Raw genomic sequence first — 17,337 nt, 5'->3', positions numbered from 1 at the left:
TTCCATGCAAAAGGCGCCCGACCGGCGCCTTTTTTGTTTGGACGCTGTTTTTTGCCTGTGCCTTTCAGGACGGTCGGGCGCGTTTTCGCCCTTTCAACGCACCGGATTCCAGAATGATCTCTGACACCACGTGTTCGCGCCTGTAGGCCATCACATGAACGCCGGACACCCCCGCGATATCGCGGATCTGCTGGATCAGTTCGATACAGATCTTCTTGCCCTCGTCAGCTGGCTTTTCGGCTTTCTCCATCCGCTCGATGACCTGATCGGGGATGTGAATGCCGGGAACATTGCTGCGCATCCAGCGTGCCGCACGCGCTGACGCGATGGGGCCGACGCCCGCGATGATGAACACTTTCTTGTCCAGCCCCGCATCCCTCACCCGCGCCATGAATTTCTCGAACAGCGGAATGTCGTAGATGTAATTGGTCTGAATATACTCGGCCCCGGCCTCAACCTTCTTTGCCAGACGGTCAGGTCGCCAGTCATAAGGCGGGATACAGGGGTTTTCGGCAGCACCAAGGAACAGTTGCGGCGGGCGCGTGATCTTACGACCAGAAAGGAACATTCCCTGATCGCGCATCGTGCGGATCGTCCGCAACAGGGTCAGGGAATCGAAATCGAAAACCGGTTTTGCCCCCGGCTGATCCCCGACGCCGACGCCGTCGCCGGTCAGGCACAGCACGTTACTGACGCCCAACGCCGCAGCCCCCAGAACATCTCCCTGAATGGCAATCCGGTTCCGGTCGCGGCAGGAAATCTGATAGACCGGAGAATAACCCGCGCGCGTCAGCAAGGCACAAATCCCAATCGAGGACATGTGACAGTTCGCGCCCGAAGCATCGGTTGCATTGATCGCGTCAGCCACTTCACCAAGCGGTTGGGCCGCCTGAAAAACATCCTCGGGGTCGGCACTGTCGGGTGGGTTCAATTCGGCGGTGACTGCGAAACGGCCTGAACGGAGTACCTTTTCCAACCGGCTGTGCGACACATATCCTTGGGGAACCGGAACATAGCCAATCGGCTCCACCTCGTTGCGATGGGTATCACTCATTTCTTCAGTTCCCGGTTTATCGCGTTGGGTGGTTCGGCGGCCAGTGGTGCCGCAGAAGGTTCATTCTCGCGCGCTTCGGGGAATGCCTCGGCCAGCGCCAATCGGGCAGCATCCCGGGTCTCGCGCTCGTGCGCTGCAATCTCGCGGCTGACCCGCAACCAGGATGACGAGCCTTTCAACGTGTGCTCCACCGGTGGCAGAACTTCTTTTATCTTGTCGGCTCCGTTCCGCATGCGGCTGGCTCCGTTCCAAGCCAGGGCCCAGACACATTTCATATCCGGCTTCACCTCACAAAACTCGCCGGGACGTACGCCGCCACATGGGCCATTGCGCAATTGCTTTGGGCAGTTCATCGGGCAGGACATGCCGGTGGATGACAACACGCATTGCCCGCACATCTTGCAATCGAACAACAGGGTTTTGACGCCCTTCTCGACCAGTGCGATGGGGCGTTCGACGCGGTTATATCCGATCTTTGCAAATAGCGGGTCCATCGCGACCATGCCGCGTTCGACACATTTATAGATCCACTCGAAAGTGCGGGCATGACGAATCGCGAACAGTCGCATTCGGTACATGGGTCTGCCTCCTGTGCTGGGTTCGTTCGAACCTGGCCGGGCTTTGATCCGGTGCGCCTTAATCCAGGGGACCGGATTTTCAGTCTAAACCCGGAGTTTTTTTTGAATCAAGCGGTTGGAGGCGCTTGGCCTGAAATACTTGGATTGGCCTCGTGCGGTTTCCCGGCCAAGCGAAATGTTCAAAGCTCATTCGCAGGATCGCTTTCTTCGAAATCAAACTGCCGCTTGAACAAATTGACTCGCGCCGCTACGCAATCGTCTATGCACATCATCCGGGATATCCAGTTCGTCCAGCCAGAAGATCGCGGCGCCAGCGTGGCAATCGGGAATTTCGACGGCGTTCATTTGGGGCATCAGTCGGTCATTGAACTGGCCCGTAATGCAGCGCCGGACGCGCCGCTGGGTGTGTTGACCTTCGAGCCGCATCCGCGGGAGTATTTTGCGCCTGACACGCCTCCGTTCCGCCTGATGCGGGGCAATGCGCGAGCGCACCGGCTGGAGAAGCTGGGCGTAGAGAAGCTTTATGAACTGCCGTTCAACGCCGCGCTGGCCGGGCTTTCGCCAATGGATTTTGCGCGCAACGTGATCTGCGACGGGCTGGGCCTGTCGCATGTCGTGGTGGGTGCGGATTTCTGCTTTGGCAAGGGCCGCAGCGGCACGGCGCAGGATCTGGTGCGGTTCGGGCAGGACATGGGGTTCGGTGTGACGATTGCGCCTTTGATGGAACGGTCGGAAAATGTTGTATCCTCAACCGCCATTCGCACCGCGCTGAGCGACGGCCGCCCACGGGACGCAGCCGCGATGCTGGGACACTGGCACCGGATCGAAGGCGAAGTGATCGGGGGCGAACAGCGCGGGCGCGAGCTGGGCTTTCCCACCGCGAACATGTCCATCGAAGGGCTGCATCCGCCAAAATTCGGTGTCTACGCCGTACTGGTGGATGTGTTGGATGGGCCGCATAAGGGCAGCTATCACGGTGCGGCCTCGATCGGGGTGCGCCCGATGTTTAACGGCCAAGTGCCCAATATCGAAACCTTCCTGTTCGACTTTTCGGGCGATCTGTACGGGGCGACCCTGTCGGTGGGTCTGATCGACTTTCTGCGCCCCGAGATGACATTCGACGGGCTGGAGAGTCTGATCACGCAGATGGATGCCGACTGCGAACAGGCCCGCGGTATATTGACCGCCCTATGAGTGTTGATCCGATTGAACGCGCGGGCCTGCCTGCCCGGTTTTGGGAACGCAAACCCCTGCGCCAAATGAACCAGCGCGAGTGGGAGGCATTGTGTGATGGCTGCGGCAAATGCTGCCTGAACAAGCTGGAAGATGAAGACACGGGCGAGGTTGCCCTGACCTGCGTCGCCTGCCGCTTGCTGGATGATGAAAGCTGCCGCTGCGTACAATACGACATCCGGCATCAATTCGTGCCCGAATGCATCGTCATGACCCCCGACAATATCGACGAACATGCCTATTGGTTGCCGCAAACCTGCGCGTATCGGTTGCTGTGGGAAGGCAAACCGCTTTACGACTGGCACCCGTTGATATCTGGTACAGCGGACAGTGTGCACGCTGCCGGGGTCTCGGTTCAGGGGCGCACGGTATCTGAATTCGAAACGCCCATGGAAGAATGGGAAGATTACATAATCGAGGAGCCAAGCTGATGCATTTCGCGTCTGACAATTCCGGGCCGGTTCATCCACAGGTCATGGCCAGGCTGGCCGAGGTCAATCAGGGCTATCAGATTGCCTATGGCGCGGATACGCTGATGAACGAGGTGCGCGACCGTATCCGCAGCATATTCGAGGCTCCGGGTGCTGTGGTCTATCTGGTGGCGACCGGGACAGCAGCGAATTCGCTCGCCCTTGCAACATTGTCAAAGCCTTGGGAAACGGTCTTCTGTTCCCCTGTCGCGCATATCCACGAGGACGAATGCAACGCGCCGGAATTTTACAGCGGCGCCAAGCTGACCCTGGTACCGGGCGGAGACAAGATGACCCCTGAGGCTTTGCGCGGGTCAATTCTGGGCGAGGAAACACGCGGCGTACATGGGCCGCAGCGCGGACCTGTGTCGATCACACAAGTGACCGAGCGCGGATCGGTCTATTCGCTGGCAGAGTTGCAGGCCCTGTGCGAGGTCGCCAAGACGTACGGCCTGCCCGTGCATCTGGACGGCGCGCGCTTTACCAACGCGTTGGTTGCGCTGAACTGTTCCCCTGCGGATATGACATGGAAAGCAGGTGTAGATGCTGTCAGTTTTGGTGGCACCAAGAACGGTCTCATGGGTGTCGAGGCGGTTGTGTTCTTTGATGAAAGCAAAGCCTGGGAGTTTGAGCTGCGGCGCAAGCGCGGGGCGCATCTGTTTTCCAAACACCGCTATCTGTCCGCTCAGATGGCGGCCTATCTGGAAGACCACCTGTGGCTGAAGATGGCGCGTCAGGCCAATGACAACTGCGCCCGCTTGGCCGAGGGGTTGCGCGCCAAGGGGGCCGCATTTCTGCACGAACCGCAGGCCAATATGATCTTTGCCTCATTCCCACGCGCGAAGCACAAGCAACTGCACAAGGCAGGCGCGGTTTATCACCTTTGGGGTGCAGAGCTGGAAGGCGAGGATAACAACGAAAACCTCGCGTGCAGGCTGGTTTGCGACTGGTCCATCGGAGCGGCGGAGATCGATCAGTTTCTCAATCTGCTTTGACGCCTAACGGGGCGTTGGTCTGCCAGAACGCCCGCAGCAAAGCGCCGGTTTCATCAGGGTGTGAAATCGGCAGCATGTGCCCTGCGCCGTTTATGCGTTCATGGCGCGCATCAGGCAGGCGCCGTTGCAGCCCTGCGCAAATCGCGTGGATCACTGGCGGCGTCTCTGACCCGCTCAGCAACAGGGTCGGCATCGATGCGCGCCGGAGCCGATCCGGGTCAAGCAACCCTGCCTGATCGTCATAGAGCACAGGGTGCACAGCCGGAACCGCATCGATTCCACGCACCATATTTGCCCGCGTGCGCTCGGGCAAATCAGGCCATTTGGGGCTGATCTTCGTGCTCCACGCCCTGTTGAACAGGCGCGCGGCCAGAGCCTTGTCACCAGATTCGAAGGCCGCACTGACTGGCTCGGAGTCCCGTTCGTGCTGTTCGAACAACAGCGGCGCATCCTGTTTCGCAACTGCAAAGAACACGGGTTCGATCAGGATCAGGCTGCGCACGCGCTCGGGATGTTCAATCGCCAACCTGAGTGCGATCATCGCCCCAAAGGAATGCCCGATCACATCCATGGGTTTCGTCAATTCAGCCAAGGCCGGTCTTGTCACTGCGTCAAAGAAATCAACCTGCCCGTCCCAATCCGGGCTGCGCCCATGCGACAGCATATCCGGGGCAACAAATGTCGCACAGCCATTCAGCGCACTGGCCAAACCTGACCAGGCACCGGAATGCGCAATCGTGCAATGGAGGGCGAGCAGTTTCCGCTCCCCCTCACCCAAGTGCCTGACGAAAACGGATTGCATCGTGGCCCTGACCGTCACCCGTTCATCTCGGCCAGATGCTGGTCCAGATCGTCCAGCCTGTCCTGACCCCAGAACCGCTGGTCGTCGGGCGTGATGTAGAACGGTGCGCCGAAGACACCCCGGTCCACGGCTTCCTCGAGGTTGGCGGCATAGGTTTCTGCCCCCACCAGCAAGCCGCTGTCTGCCAGACCGGGATCAAACCCGGCTTGCGTCAGACATTCGCGGATGACATCGTCCTGTGCGATATCCTTTTCCTCGGCCCAGCAGGCGCGAAGGAAGCTATGACACAGCTTACCCACATCGCCCGAGCCGTCCTTGATCGCGGCAATAACCGCATAAGATGACGGGGCCATGTTGGTCGGCCAGTGCGCGGGTTTCAGATTGAACTCCATCCCCAGATTCTTCGATTGGCGCAGCAGCTCCTGTGCGCGGTACTCGATACGAGAGATATGCCGGTCTTTCGGAGGGGTCCCCCCGGTGCGCGCGAACAGGGCGATAATGTCCAGCGGCTTATAGTTGATCGTCGCGCCGTGTTTCGCCGCGATTTCTTCCAACCGCATCCCTGCCAGATAGGAATAGGGCGAGAGTGTCGCAAAAAAGTAGTCAATCTGGGTCATGTGCACTTTCTCCGCTGCGTTACCTTTGCGGGACGGTAAGGCCATGCTAAGCGGTGTCAACATCACGATTCTGTCACATTGCCATTGCTGCCCGGGGACCTCAGCCGATGCCGACACTTCACGAACCCAAGCTTATCGCTGGGAACGCCAACCTTCCGCTTGCCCAAGCCATCGCACGCCGCATGAGCCTGTACCGAGGCGTTGATCAGGGTCTGGTCGATGCGCGTGTCGAACGGTTCAACGACGGTGAGATTTTCGTGGAAGTGTTCGAAAATGTGCGCGGCGAGGATATGTTCATTATCCAACCGACCTCGAACCCGGCCAATGACAACCTGATGGAACTGCTGATCATCGCCGATGCGCTGCGCCGGTCGTCCGCGCAGCGGATCACCGCCGTGATCCCGTATTTCGGGTACGCCCGTCAGGACCGTCGCACCAAGGCCCGCACGCCCATCAGCGCCAAGCTGGTGGCCAACATGCTGACAGGGGCCGGGATCGAACGGATCCTGACCATGGACTTGCATGCGGCCCAGATTCAGGGCTTTTTCGATATGCCCGTGGACAACCTTTATGCCTCGCCCATCTTTGCGCTGGATGTGAGGCATCAGTTCAAGGGAAATCTGGATGAAATCATGGTCGTTTCACCTGACGTGGGCGGCGTGGCCCGCGCGCGTGAACTGGCCAAGCGGATCAACGCCCCTTTGTCGATCGTGGACAAGCGCCGCGAGAAAGCGGGCGAAGTGGCCGAGATGACCGTGATCGGGGATGTGAAGGACAAGATCTGTCTGATCGTCGACGACATGTGCGACACCGCCGGAACGCTGTGCAAGGCAGCGCAGGTGCTGCTGGATAACGGTGCGAAAGAGGTTCATTCCTACATCACGCATGGCGTCATGAGCGGCCCTGCGGTGGAACGGGTGACAAATTCGGTGATGAAGTCGCTGGTGCTGACCGACACGATCCAGCCAACCAAAGAGATTTTGGGCGCCAAGAACATCCGCATTGTTCCGACCGCGCCTATCTTTACGCAGGCGATCCTGAACATCTGGAACGGAACCAGCGTGTCATCCCTGTTCGAAGACAAGACGCTGACGCCGATCTACGAATCCATGTACCAGATGGATTGAGTTTGGACGGGTCGACAGAATGTGTCGTCCCTTTCTTTTTGAACCACCGGTTGCGCACAAGTCTGCCTCATGCGCGCGATCAGCGACACAAGCGGACCGATCTCCATGACTGGCAACAAACGCATTGTTCTTTCCAGCGACCACGCGGCTATCGAGCTGCGTCAGGCCGTGGCCAACCACATCGCGCAGCAAGGCTGGGACGTGGTCGATATCGGCCCGACGACCCATGAAAGCACCCATTACCCCAAACACGGCAAGGCCGCGGCACTGGCCGTAGCCTCGGGTGATTGCGGATTGGGGATTATCCTCTGCGGCACGGGTCAGGGCATCATGATGGCCGCAAACAAGGTGCCCGGCATTCGCTGCGGCGTCTGTTCGGACGCGTTTTCCGCCCGGATGATCCGCCAGCATAACAATGCCAATATGCTGTCGATTGGCGCGCGTGTTGTCGGCGAAGGACAGGCGCTGGATATTGTGGATGCGTTTCTGGGTGCCGAATTTGAAGGCGGCCGCCACGCCACACGGGTCGACATGATCGAAGCGCAGGGCGACTGAGGCCTGCGCCTGTCCTGCAAGCCCAGGATCAGGAAATGTCCCAGTCGTCCGGGTGCGCCACCTCTCCAAACGCGGTCCAGCTGATCCGGATGCGGGCAATCCGCGTGTCGGACCAAGTCCGAAACACCGCTTCAAACCCTTCTGTGGTGACATTTTCTGCCTGAACCTCGGCGCGCAGGGCTGATGATGTGTCGACATCCCAAAGGGAAATCCCGATCTGAACAATGGGCGGGCTAAGAAACGTGTCCTTGAATTGGATGGGTTTCCGACGTTCGCGGGGGCCTTCGCCAGTCCACATGTCCCCGCCTTCGGCAAATTCCGAAAACAGAACACTTTCACCTTGATCGATGCCAATGGGATGGGTCAGAAATTTTTTCATGTATTCATCATTATACTTGAATTTCCGCAACTTATCCCTGCTTTTTGGCAAAAGCACGACAAAAAAACGGCCCCGCAATCGCGAGGCCGTTCCAATTTTTCACTGTTAAGCCAATTACAGGCTCATATGCGTCCCAAGCGCTTCCATGTCGGCCAGCAGCTTGGCGGCTTCGTCGACGATCGACATATCGTCGCCGCCCTTTGCCGCTTCGTGCGAGGCGCGTGCCTCGGCAATCAGCTCGTCCATATGCGAACGGGTGATTTCCGAAACCGGAACCGCCTTTTCGGCCAGAACCGACAGGCTGTCGCCGTTGATCTGGGCAAACCCGCCGGTGACCAGGTATTCGCTGGACCCTTCGGGTGCCTCAACCTTCAGCAGACCGGGGCGCAGCGTTGTGATGGTGGGGGCGTGATCGGGCATCGCCGTCATGTCCCCGTCTGCGCCGGGAATCTGGACCGCGGTGACCTCGAGCGAAGCTAAGCTCCGCTCGGGGCTGACGAGGTCGAAATGCATCGTGTTTGCCATCAGGGATACTCCTTAGGCGGCTGCTGCTGCCATTTTTTCGGCTTTGGCGATCACTTCGTCGATGCCGCCAACCATCAGGAAGGCTGCTTCGGGCAGGTGATCGTATTCGCCAGCCACAACGGCCTTGAACGACGAGATGGTGACATCCAGAGGAACCTGAACCCCCGGCGAGCCGGTGAAGACCTCGGCCACGTCGAACGGCTGTGACAGGAAGCGTTCGATCTTACGGGCACGGGCCACGGTCAGCTTGTCCTCTTCCGACAGTTCGTCCATGCCGAGGATGGCGATGATGTCCTGCAGCGACTTGTAGCGCTGGAGGATCTGCTGAACGTCGGTCGCAACCTTGTAGTGCTCTTCCCCGACGATGGCCGGGTCGAGCAGGCGCGAGGTCGAGTCGAGCGGGTCAACCGCAGGGTAGATACCCTTTTCCGAGATCGCACGGTTGAGAACGGTGGTCGCGTCGAGGTGCGCAAACGAAGTTGCCGGCGCGGGGTCGGTCAAGTCGTCCGCAGGCACGTAGATCGCCTGCACCGAAGTGATCGATCCGGCCTTTGTCGAGGTGATGCGTTCCTGCAGGGCACCCATGTCAGTGGCCAGTGTCGGCTGGTAGCCCACAGCGGACGGGATACGACCCAGCAGAGCCGACACTTCGGAACCCGCCTGCGTGAAGCGGAAGATGTTGTCGACGAAGAACAGAACGTCGGTACCAGACTGGTCGCGGAACTGCTCGGCCAGGGTCAGACCGGTCAGAGCAACACGCGCACGCGCACCCGGAGGCTCGTTCATCTGACCGTAAACCAGGGCCACCTGGCTTTCCGACAGGTTGTCCGGCTTGATCACGTTCGATTCGATCATCTCGTGGTACAGGTCGTTGCCTTCACGGGTCCGTTCACCAACACCCGCAAACACCGAGAAGCCCGAGTGCACTTTTGCGATGTTGTTGATCAGTTCCATGATCAGAACAGTTTTACCAACGCCGGCGCCGCCAAACAGGCCAATCTTACCGCCTTTGGCGTAAGGGGCCAGCAGGTCAACCACCTTGATGCCGGTGACCAGAACTTCCGACTCGGTCGACTGTTCGGCAAAGGTCGGTGCGGGCTGGTGGATAGCGCGAACTTCGGTCGCCTCTACCGGACCTTTTTCGTCGATCGGCTCGCCGACGACGTTCAGGATGCGGCCCAGGGTGGCATTGCCAACCGGAACCGAGATCGGTGAACCGGTGTCGGTGACCACTTCGCCACGGACCAGACCTTCGGTCGCGTCCATCGCGATGGTGCGGACAGTGTTTTCACCCAGGTGCTGAGCAACTTCCAACACCAGGCGCTTGCCATTGTTGGTGGTTTCCAGCGCGTTCAGAATTTCAGGCAGCTGATCTTCGAAGTGCACGTCGACGACGGCCCCGATGATCTGTGTGACTTTGCCTTTTGCATTCGCCATGTTTCGTCTCCGGTTTGTCTCTACAGCGCCTCGGCGCCGGAAATAATTTCAATCAGCTCGTTGGTGATCACGGCCTGACGCGAGCGGTTGAACTGGATCGTCAGCTTGTCGATCATCTCACCCGCGTTGCGCGTCGCATTGTCCATTGCGGACATCCGCGCGCCCTGTTCAGACGCTCCGTTTTCGAGCAGAGCCGAGAAGATCGCGGTCGCAACCCCCTTGGGCAGCAAGTCGGCCAGAATGGCCTCTTCGCTGGGCTCGTAGTCGAAGATGGCACCGCTGTCGTCACCTTCCGATTCCTCGAACGAGGCGGGGATGACCTGCTGTGCCGTCGGGATCTGGGTCACAACGTTGACGAACTTCGAATAGAAGATCGTGGCAACGTCGAACTCGCCCCCGTCGAAGCGGGACAGGATGTCCTTTGCGATGTCCTGCGCGTTGGAATAACCCAGACGCTTGACCTCGCTCAGGTCCACATGCCCAACGAACAGATCGCCAAAATCACGCTTGAGCGCGTCACGGCCTTTCTTGCCGACGGTCAGGATCTTGACCGTCTTGCCCTTGCCGCGCAGCTCTTCCGCCTTCTGGCGGGCCAGCTTGGCGATGTTCGAGTTGAAGCCGCCACACAGGCCGCGTTCAGCTGTCAGCACAACCAGCAGATGGACATCATCACTGCCCGTACCACGGAGCAGCTTGGGGGCGCTGTCGCTGCCCCCAACCGACGCCGCCAGCCCCGCCATCACGGCATTGAACCGCTCGGCATAAGGGCGCGAGGCTTCGGCAGATTCCTGGGCGCGGCGCAGTTTTGCGGCCGCGACCATCTGCATGGCCTTGGTGATCTTGCGGGTCGATTTGACCGACTCGATCCTGTTTTTAAGGTCCTTCAGACTAGGCATCGGAACCTCCTATCAAGCGAAGGTCGCGGCGTATTCGTCGATCGCTGCTTTGAGTTTGTCGGACGCTTCACCTTTGATCTTTGGATCTTCGTCGGTGATCCACTTCAGCAGGTCAGCGTGCTTGCCGCGCAGATGCGCCAGCAGACCGGCCTCGTAGCGGCCAACGTCAGATACATCGATCTTGTCGAGATAGCCGTTGGTGCCAGCGAAGATGACGCAGACGATTTCCGCGTTGGTCAGCGGCGAGTACTGCGGCTGCTTCATCAGCTCGGTCAGGCGCGCACCACGGTTCAGAAGCTGCTGGGTTGCGGCGTCGAGGTCGGAACCAAACTGCGCAAAGGCCGCCATTTCGCGATACTGAGCCAGTTCCAGCTTGACCGGACCGGCAACCGATTTCATCGCGTCGGTCTGAGCCGACGAGCCCACACGCGAAACCGACAGACCGGTGTTCACAGCAGGACGGATGCCCTGATAGAACAGTTCGGTTTCCAGGAAGATCTGACCGTCGGTGATCGAGATCACGTTGGTCGGAATAAAGGCCGAAACGTCACCACCCTGTGTCTCGATAACCGGCAGAGCCGTCAGCGAACCAGCACCGAAGTCTTCGTTCAGCTTTGCCGAACGTTCCAGCAGGCGGGAGTGAAGGTAGAAAACGTCACCCGGATAGGCTTCGCGGCCCGGCGGGCGACGCAGCAACAGCGACATCTGACGATAGGACACGGCCTGTTTCGACAGGTCATCATAGATGATCAGCGCGTGACGGCCATTGTCACGGAAATATTCTGCCATCGCGGTTGCGGCATAGGGTGCCAGGAACTGCATCGGTGCCGGGTCGGACGCGGTTGCGGCGACAACGATCGAATATTCAATCGCACCGGATTCTTCCAGTTTCTTCACCAGCTGGGCAACGGTCGAACGCTTCTGACCGATCGCAACGTAAACGCAGTACAGTTTCTTCGACTCGTCGTCGCCCGCTGCTTCGTTATAGACTTTCTGGTTCAGGATGGTGTCCAGAGCCACGGCGGTTTTACCGGTCTGGCGGTCACCAATGATCAGCTCGCGCTGGCCACGGCCAATCGGGATCATCGCGTCAACCGATTTCAGGCCGGTTGCCATCGGTTCGTGCACCGATTTACGCGGAATGATACCGGGTGCTTTGACGTCTGCAACGCCGCGCTTGGTGGCATTGATCGGACCTTTGCCGTCCAGCGGGTTGCCCAGACCGTCAACAACACGGCCCAGCAGCTCGTCACCGATTGGAACGTCCACGATCGAGTTGGTGCGCTTGACGGTGTCACCTTCTTTGATATCACGGTCAGAACCGAAGATAACGACACCGACGTTGTCGCTTTCCAAGTTCAGCGCCATCCCCATGATGCCGCCGGGGAATTCGACCATCTCACCGGCTTGAACGTTGTCCAGGCCATATACACGGGCAATCCCGTCACCGACGCTCAACACGCGACCGATCTCGGCCACTTCGGCTTCCTGACCAAAATTCTTGATCTGGTCCTTCAGGATTGCAGAAATCTCTGCAGCTTGGATTCCCATTTATCCGACCTCTTTCATTGCATTCTGTAGGGAGTTCAGCTTCGAACGGATCGAACTGTCGATCATTTTCGAGCCCACTTTGACGACAAGACCGCCGATGAGGCTTTCATCAACGGTCGCATTGATAGTTACGGTCTTGCCCACACGCTCGGACAGCGTCTTGGACAGTTTTTCCAGTTGTGTCTTGGTCAGCGCCTTGGCCGAGGCGACATCGGCGGTCACTTCGCCACGCTCATCAGCCAGCATGTCACGCAGCACCTGCACCAGTTGCGGCACAACAAACAGGCGGCGTTTCTGCGCCATCAGACCCAGCGTATTGCGCAGGATGGCGTTCAGGCCCATCTTGTCAGCAATTGCGGTGATCGCAGCTTCCTGCTGAGTACGCGAAACCAGCGGCGATGCGATTAGGTCGCGCAGGTCGGCACTGTCGCCCAGTGCTGCTGCCAGATCATTGATGCCGGATTCCAGACCCGCAAGGTCATTATTCTCTTTTGCGATCTCGAAAATCGCGGTGGCATAGCGCTCGGCGATGCCTGTGGAAATCGAAGCTGGTTCGGACACGTCCACCCTTCCGATATTTGAGGCCCCGATTTTGGGTAGCGGCCGCTACCTTGGGGCGTGAGGAAACCCCGGCCAGACGGTCGGGGATCAAAATCACCGGGGATGTAGCAGAGGTGAACCAACCAAGCAATACGCTATAGCGGTAACAGATTTATCCACAAAATGTTAATTTTCATACACTTACACCAAGTGCGACCGTTTGGACCGGTCGCGGCAGTTGAAAAATGTTACGAATATGCAGGTTTTTGCGATTCCTGTGACTTTTTTCTCGCGAATTTGTCACTTTGGGATGCACACGGTTGTCACGCAGGCTTTAGCAGACCGTCAAGCGCCTTGATCGGCTTCCTGATGGCATGTTTGGTGACATTGCCCCGGGGCGGATGAATGTTCTTTGTGACCTCGACCATCAACACCCCGCCCGCCATGACAGTTGGAATACGCTGGCCGGTTTTTTCGATCAGACTGCCCGACTTCAACCAGAACCGCCGGAAGGACGGCGGCATGTAAAGAGCCGAGCAATGCGCCTCGGGCAGGAAGTAGTGCGACCTGAGCTGATTTTCCAGCTGAGTGGCGGAATAGGGACGGCCAAAGCCAAATGGCGTTTTGTCCGTACGTGACCACAGACCCGCCCGGTTCGGAACAATGAACACGGCCCTGCCACCGGGGCCCAGAACGCGCCAGCATTCCTCCAGCAGCTGGTTTGGCCGCTCGGACGTTTCCAGCCCGTGCATCACCACAAGCTTGTCCACGTGACCGGTTTCAATGGGCCACCGGGTCTCTTCCGTCAGGACCGAGACATTGGGCATCCCCGCAGGCCAGGGCATCACACCTTGCGGGCCGGGCATCAGCCCGATGACCCGGCGCGCATCGGCCAGATAAGGGCGCAACAGCGGCACGGCAAAGCCAAAACCGGCAACTGTCTGACCTTTGGCTTCGGGCCAGAGCTCGGTCAGCCGCCCGCGAATAGCCGCCTGTGCCGCGCGCCCAAGGGTGCTGCGGTAGTAGAAGTTCCTCAGATCCTGCACATCAAGATGCATTGCGGACATCCGGTCAATCGGCTTAGCTGGGCGCAGTCTAGCAATGAAAGGGCAAAAGACCATGCCTCTTGAAATCGTTACAATCCCGTGCCTCAGCGACAATTACGCCTTTCTGGCCCATGACAGCGGCAATGGCCAGACTGCGCTGATTGATGCGCCCGAAGCCGCGCCGATTCTTGCAGCGCTGGAAGATCGGGGATGGACGTTGTCACATGTGCTGCTGACCCATCATCACTGGGATCACGTTGAAGGGCTGGCCGAAATTCTGGCCAAACACCCTGCAAAGGTCATCGGTGCTGCCGCCGATGCGCACCGCTTGCCCCCGCTGGACCAGCGGGTTGCCGAAGGCGACAGCTTTGAGGTCGGTGGCGAACCGGTCGCGGTGATGGACGTTTCGGGGCACACGGTTGGTCATATCGCGTTTTATCTTCCGCAAAGCGCGGTAGTCTTTACCGCTGACAGCCTGATGGCCCTCGGGTGTGGGCGTCTGTTCGAAGGCAGCCCGGCGCAGATGTGGGCGTCGCTGAGCAAGCTGGCCGCTTTGCCGGACGACACTCTGGTCTGTTCGGGGCATGAATATACACAATCCAACGCAAAATTCGCCATTACCGTCGATCCCGAGAACACCGCGTTGAGACAGCGAATTGCCGATATCGACCGCGACCGCGCCGCTGGCGAAGCCACTGTTCCGTCGATTTTGGCGCTTGAAAAAGCCACCAACCCGTTCCTGAGGGCCACTGATCCGGCGATTCAGGCCCATCTTGGTATGGCAAACGCCGATCCTGCGGCGGTTTTCGCCGAAATCCGGGGTAGAAAAGACAGGTTCTGATGCTTATTTGCCCCTCTTCACGGCCACGGTCACAACAAATGTGACTGTCAAGTGAAAGAAAACCCTTGAAGCCGGGCCACGATCAACCAAACTCTAATAGTATGAGGACATGGTTGGGATGGGGTTCCGGCCGAAAGCCCGCCCCCTTCTGACCCAAGACAGAGGAGCACCCGCGTGCCTTCATTCTCGAGCACACTGGAACAAGCCATCCACGCGGCCCTTGCGGCTGCGAATGAACGGCGACACGAATTTGCAACGCTGGAGCATTTGCTGCTGGCGCTTCTGGAAGAACCCGATGCGGTGCGCGTCATGAAAGCGTGCAGCGTCGATCTGGACGAGTTGCGCAGCACTCTGGTTGAGTTCATAGACGAAGATCTTTCAAATCTGGTCACGGATATCGACGGGTCCGAAGCCGTACCGACGGCAGCGTTCCAGCGCGTCATTCAGCGCGCCGCGATCCATGTGCAAAGCTCGGGCCGGACCGAAGTGACCGGTGCCAATGTACTGGTCGCCATATTTGCCGAGCGCGAAAGCAATGCCGCCTATTTCCTGCAGGAACAGGACATGACCCGGTACGACGCGGTCAATTTCATCGCCCATGGCGTGGCCAAAGACCCCGCTTATGGTGAAAGCCGGTCGGTGTCCGGTGCGGATCAGGTAGAAGAAGAAGCTCAGACAGGATCCGGCGACACGGAACAAAAAGAAAGTGCGCTTGGGAAATACTGCATTGACCTGAACGCGAAATCGCGCGCGGGTGATGTCGATCCGCTGATCGGGCGCGCGGATGAGGTGGAACGCTGTATCCAGGTGCTGTGCCGCCGCCGCAAGAACAACCCGCTGCTGGTGGGCGATCCGGGCGTGGGCAAAACCGCCATTGCCGAAGGTCTGGCGCACAAGATCGTCGCCGGAGAAGCCCCAGATGTCTTGGCAAACACCACCATCTACTCGCTGGACATGGGTGCGCTGCTGGCCGGGACCCGTTATCGCGGCGATTTCGAGGAACGCCTGAAAGCGGTTGTAACCGAGCTGGAAGAGCACCCCGACGCGGTGCTGTTCATCGACGAAATTCACACCGTGATCGGTGCCGGTGCAACCTCGGGCGGGGCAATGGATGCCTCGAACCTGCTGAAGCCTGCGTTGCAGGGCGGCAAGCTGCGCACCATGGGCTCGACCACCTACAAAGAGTTTCGCCAGCATTTCGAGAAGGACCGCGCTCTGTCGCGCCGGTTCCAGAAGATCGATGTGAACGAACCTTCGGTTGAAGACAGCGTCAAGATTCTGCGCGGTCTGAAACCCTATTTTGAGAAACATCACGACATCAAATACACCGCTGATGCGATCAGAACCGCAGTCGAGCTGTCGGCACGTTACATCAACGACCGCAAGCTGCCCGACAAGGCCATCGACGTGATTGACGAAGCTGGCGCGGCGCAGCATCTGGTGGCGGAAAGCAAACGGCGCAAGACCATCGGGGTCAAAGAGATTGAGGCCGTGGTTGCCAAGATCGCCCGCATCCCGCCCAAGAACGTCACCAAGGACGATGCCGAGGTGCTGAAAGACCTCGAAGCCTCGCTGAAACGGGTGGTGTTTGGGCAGAATCTGGCGATCGAGGCGCTGGCCAGCGCAATCAAACTGGCGCGCGCCGGCCTGCGGGAGCCTGAAAAGCCCATCGGCAACTATCTGTTTGCCGGTCCGACCGGTGTGGGCAAGACCGAGGTGGCGAAACAGCTGGCGGATACGCTGGGCGTTGAACTGCTGCGTTTCGACATGTCGGAATATATGGAGAAACACGCGGTCAGCCGTCTGATCGGCGCGCCTCCTGGATATGTCGGGTTCGATCAGGGGGGCTTGCTGACCGACGGTGTCGACCAGCATCCACATTGTGTGTTGCTGCTGGACGAGATTGAAAAGGCACACCCGGACGTGTTCAACATCCTGTTGCAGGTGATGGACCATGGCGAGCTGACTGACCATAACGGCCGTACAGTGAACTTCCGCAACGTGGTGCTGATCATGACCTCGAACGCGGGGGCGCAAGAGCAGGCCAAGGCCGCGATCGGGTTCGGTCGTGACCGTCGAGAGGGCGAAGACACTGCCGCAATTGAACGCATGTTCACGCCGGAATTCCGCAACCGTCTGGATGCCGTGATCTCGTTCGCGCCGCTGCCGAAAGAGGTCATTTTGCAGGTGGTCGAGAAATTCGTCCTGCAACTGGAAGCCCAACTGCTGGATCGTGGTGTGACCATTGATCTGACACCCAAAGCCGCCGAATGGCTGGCGGACAAAGGGTATGACGACAAGATGGGTGCGCGCCCGCTGGGCCGTGTCATTCAGGAATACATCAAGAAACCGCTGGCCGAAGAGTTGCTGTTTGGCAAGCTGGCAAAAGGCGGTGTGGTCCGTGTCTCGGTCAAGAAGGGTGATCTGGATCTTGATATCCTTGGCCCGGATCAACCGCGCATTTCGGGTGACAAGCCTCCGCTTCTGACGGCAGACTGATCGCCCACCGCATCAAACAGAAAACCCGCCTACCAAGGCGGGTTTTTTTTCGTTTCGCCCAACACAGACAAGGACTCATCCACTCGACCGGGGTCGCGTTAGCGTCTCGGTTATACTGCGTGTGAAACGCCTGTCTGACATGCGCCGCCTTGATTCTCCAACGGCTCTGGTCACTGTGGCCGGTATCGCCAA

General features: G+C 59.0%; 18 protein-coding genes. 7 read left to right on the top strand and 11 right to left on the bottom strand.

Features of this window, described 5'->3' with window-relative positions:
- Positions 1 to 64 precede the first annotated feature (64 nt).
- Both ACR0BF_RS14650 and ACR0BF_RS14645 read right to left on the bottom strand, forming a co-directional pair.
- A complete protein-coding gene (locus ACR0BF_RS14650) occupies positions 65 to 1,054 on the bottom strand; it encodes a methylenetetrahydrofolate reductase (protein WP_480475455.1) in 990 nt (329 codons plus the stop codon).
- Positions 1,051 to 1,632 carry a methylenetetrahydrofolate reductase C-terminal domain-containing protein gene (locus tag ACR0BF_RS14645; protein WP_480487559.1) on the bottom strand — a complete coding sequence of 194 codons (582 nt, stop codon included), beginning with the start codon at positions 1,630 to 1,632 and terminating at the stop codon, positions 1,051 to 1,053. Before ACR0BF_RS14645 ends, ACR0BF_RS14650 begins: the two co-directional genes overlap by 4 nt.
- Before the next feature lie 261 nt (positions 1,633 to 1,893).
- Here ACR0BF_RS14645 and ACR0BF_RS14640 point away from each other — a divergent pair, with 261 nt between their 5' ends.
- The 3 genes from ACR0BF_RS14640 to ACR0BF_RS14630 are packed head-to-tail and all read left to right on the top strand — an operon-like array spanning position 1,894 to position 4,330.
- Entirely contained in the window at positions 1,894 to 2,826 is a 933-nt protein-coding gene (locus ACR0BF_RS14640; protein WP_480493606.1) for a bifunctional riboflavin kinase/FAD synthetase, read from the top strand.
- Positions 2,823 to 3,296 carry a YcgN family cysteine cluster protein gene (locus ACR0BF_RS14635; RefSeq protein ID WP_480493604.1) on the top strand — a complete coding sequence of 158 codons (474 nt, stop codon included), beginning with the start codon at positions 2,823 to 2,825 and terminating at the stop codon, positions 3,294 to 3,296. The genes ACR0BF_RS14640 and ACR0BF_RS14635 overlap by 4 nt, the downstream gene beginning before the upstream one ends.
- Positions 3,296 to 4,330, top strand: a complete 1,035-nt coding sequence (locus ACR0BF_RS14630) for a threonine aldolase family protein (protein WP_480625190.1) — start codon at positions 3,296 to 3,298, stop codon at positions 4,328 to 4,330. Before ACR0BF_RS14635 ends, ACR0BF_RS14630 begins: the two co-directional genes overlap by 1 nt.
- On the opposite strand, the gene ACR0BF_RS14625 is transcribed toward ACR0BF_RS14630, so the two are convergent.
- Together ACR0BF_RS14625 and ACR0BF_RS14620 are read right to left on the bottom strand one after the other, a co-directional pair.
- Positions 4,317 to 5,132: an alpha/beta fold hydrolase gene (locus ACR0BF_RS14625; protein ID WP_480625189.1), complete on the bottom strand. Its 816-nt coding sequence runs from the start codon at positions 5,130 to 5,132 to the stop codon at positions 4,317 to 4,319. The genes ACR0BF_RS14630 and ACR0BF_RS14625 overlap by 14 nt on opposite strands.
- Positions 5,133 to 5,146: 14 nt before the next feature.
- Positions 5,147 to 5,749, bottom strand: coding sequence for a 2-hydroxychromene-2-carboxylate isomerase (locus ACR0BF_RS14620; RefSeq protein ID WP_209504797.1), 603 nt, complete (start codon positions 5,747 to 5,749; stop codon positions 5,147 to 5,149).
- Between the two features lie 107 nt (positions 5,750 to 5,856).
- On the opposite strand from ACR0BF_RS14620, the gene ACR0BF_RS14615 reads away from it, so the two are divergent.
- Both ACR0BF_RS14615 and rpiB read left to right on the top strand, forming a co-directional pair.
- Positions 5,857 to 6,876 (top strand): ribose-phosphate pyrophosphokinase, encoded by a 1,020-nt coding sequence (locus ACR0BF_RS14615; protein WP_480475441.1) that lies wholly within the window; start codon positions 5,857 to 5,859, stop codon positions 6,874 to 6,876.
- Between the two features lie 105 nt (positions 6,877 to 6,981).
- Positions 6,982 to 7,431: a ribose 5-phosphate isomerase B gene (gene rpiB / locus ACR0BF_RS14610; RefSeq protein WP_480625188.1), complete on the top strand. Its 450-nt coding sequence runs from the start codon at positions 6,982 to 6,984 to the stop codon at positions 7,429 to 7,431.
- Positions 7,432 to 7,459: 28 nt separating this feature from the next.
- Here rpiB and ACR0BF_RS14605 read toward each other — a convergent pair whose 3' ends face one another.
- The 7 genes from ACR0BF_RS14605 to ACR0BF_RS14575 all read right to left on the bottom strand — a co-directional run bounded on the left by ACR0BF_RS14605 (position 7,460) and on the right by ACR0BF_RS14575 (position 13,817).
- Complete coding sequence (locus tag ACR0BF_RS14605) at positions 7,460 to 7,810, bottom strand: H-type lectin domain-containing protein (protein WP_480493596.1); 351 nt, start codon at positions 7,808 to 7,810, stop codon at positions 7,460 to 7,462.
- 114 nt (positions 7,811 to 7,924) lie between these two features.
- A complete protein-coding gene (locus tag ACR0BF_RS14600) occupies positions 7,925 to 8,335 on the bottom strand; it encodes a F0F1 ATP synthase subunit epsilon (protein ID WP_209504801.1) in 411 nt (136 codons plus the stop codon).
- A 12-nt stretch (positions 8,336 to 8,347) separates the two neighbouring features.
- Positions 8,348 to 9,772 carry a F0F1 ATP synthase subunit beta gene (gene atpD, locus ACR0BF_RS14595; protein ID WP_480475437.1) on the bottom strand — a complete coding sequence of 475 codons (1,425 nt, stop codon included), beginning with the start codon at positions 9,770 to 9,772 and terminating at the stop codon, positions 8,348 to 8,350.
- A gap of 20 nt (positions 9,773 to 9,792) precedes the next feature.
- The gene (locus ACR0BF_RS14590) at positions 9,793 to 10,668 is read right to left on the bottom strand and encodes a F0F1 ATP synthase subunit gamma (RefSeq protein WP_480482282.1); all 876 of its coding nucleotides are present in this window, start codon (positions 10,666 to 10,668) and stop codon (positions 9,793 to 9,795) included.
- A 12-nt stretch (positions 10,669 to 10,680) separates the two neighbouring features.
- Positions 10,681 to 12,219 carry a F0F1 ATP synthase subunit alpha gene (atpA, locus tag ACR0BF_RS14585; protein WP_480475432.1) on the bottom strand — a complete coding sequence of 513 codons (1,539 nt, stop codon included), beginning with the start codon at positions 12,217 to 12,219 and terminating at the stop codon, positions 10,681 to 10,683.
- Entirely contained in the window at positions 12,220 to 12,780 is a 561-nt protein-coding gene (locus ACR0BF_RS14580; RefSeq protein WP_480493594.1) for a F0F1 ATP synthase subunit delta, read from the bottom strand. It lies immediately after the preceding gene.
- Between the two features lie 302 nt (positions 12,781 to 13,082).
- A complete protein-coding gene (locus ACR0BF_RS14575; RefSeq protein WP_480493592.1) occupies positions 13,083 to 13,817 on the bottom strand; it encodes a class I SAM-dependent methyltransferase in 735 nt (244 codons plus the stop codon).
- 61 nt (positions 13,818 to 13,878) lie between these two features.
- Here ACR0BF_RS14575 and gloB point away from each other — a divergent pair, with 61 nt between their 5' ends.
- Together gloB and clpA are read left to right on the top strand one after the other, a co-directional pair.
- On the top strand, positions 13,879 to 14,646 hold the full coding sequence (gene gloB, locus ACR0BF_RS14570) for a hydroxyacylglutathione hydrolase (protein WP_480625187.1): 768 nt from the start codon (positions 13,879 to 13,881) through the stop codon (positions 14,644 to 14,646).
- Positions 14,647 to 14,820: 174 nt separating this feature from the next.
- Positions 14,821 to 17,145: an ATP-dependent Clp protease ATP-binding subunit ClpA gene (clpA, locus tag ACR0BF_RS14565; RefSeq protein WP_480625186.1), complete on the top strand. Its 2,325-nt coding sequence runs from the start codon at positions 14,821 to 14,823 to the stop codon at positions 17,143 to 17,145.
- The last annotated feature ends 192 nt before the right edge of the window (positions 17,146 to 17,337 follow it).

Source organism: Ruegeria sp. AG7 (genome assembly GCF_056541545.1).
This window is presented reverse-complemented; position numbering and strand designations above follow the sequence as displayed.

Bases quoted from the DNA above. Each gene is read 5' to 3' on its own strand.
- ACR0BF_RS14575 (WP_480493592.1), bottom strand. From the start codon at position 13,817: ATGCATCTTGATGTGCAGGATCTGAGGAACTTCTACTACCGCAGCACC.
- ACR0BF_RS14640 (WP_480493606.1), top strand. From the start codon at position 1,894: ATGCACATCATCCGGGATATCCAGTTCGTCCAGCCAGAAGATCGCGGC.
- atpA (WP_480475432.1), bottom strand. From the start codon at position 12,219: ATGGGAATCCAAGCTGCAGAGATTTCTGCAATCCTGAAGGACCAGATC.
- ACR0BF_RS14625 (WP_480625189.1), bottom strand. From the start codon at position 5,132: ATGCAATCCGTTTTCGTCAGGCACTTGGGTGAGGGGGAGCGGAAACTG.
- rpiB (WP_480625188.1), top strand. From the start codon at position 6,982: ATGACTGGCAACAAACGCATTGTTCTTTCCAGCGACCACGCGGCTATC.
- ACR0BF_RS14635 (WP_480493604.1), top strand. From the start codon at position 2,823: ATGAGTGTTGATCCGATTGAACGCGCGGGCCTGCCTGCCCGGTTTTGG.
- ACR0BF_RS14650 (WP_480475455.1), bottom strand. From the start codon at position 1,054: ATGAGTGATACCCATCGCAACGAGGTGGAGCCGATTGGCTATGTTCCG.
- ACR0BF_RS14620 (WP_209504797.1), bottom strand. From the start codon at position 5,749: ATGACCCAGATTGACTACTTTTTTGCGACACTCTCGCCCTATTCCTAT.
- ACR0BF_RS14590 (WP_480482282.1), bottom strand. From the start codon at position 10,668: ATGCCTAGTCTGAAGGACCTTAAAAACAGGATCGAGTCGGTCAAATCG.
- ACR0BF_RS14600 (WP_209504801.1), bottom strand. From the start codon at position 8,335: ATGGCAAACACGATGCATTTCGACCTCGTCAGCCCCGAGCGGAGCTTA.
- ACR0BF_RS14605 (WP_480493596.1), bottom strand. From the start codon at position 7,810: ATGAAAAAATTTCTGACCCATCCCATTGGCATCGATCAAGGTGAAAGT.
- atpD (WP_480475437.1), bottom strand. From the start codon at position 9,772: ATGGCGAATGCAAAAGGCAAAGTCACACAGATCATCGGGGCCGTCGTC.
- ACR0BF_RS14615 (WP_480475441.1), top strand. From the start codon at position 5,857: ATGCCGACACTTCACGAACCCAAGCTTATCGCTGGGAACGCCAACCTT.
- gloB (WP_480625187.1), top strand. From the start codon at position 13,879: ATGCCTCTTGAAATCGTTACAATCCCGTGCCTCAGCGACAATTACGCC.
- ACR0BF_RS14645 (WP_480487559.1), bottom strand. From the start codon at position 1,632: ATGTACCGAATGCGACTGTTCGCGATTCGTCATGCCCGCACTTTCGAG.
- ACR0BF_RS14630 (WP_480625190.1), top strand. From the start codon at position 3,296: ATGCATTTCGCGTCTGACAATTCCGGGCCGGTTCATCCACAGGTCATG.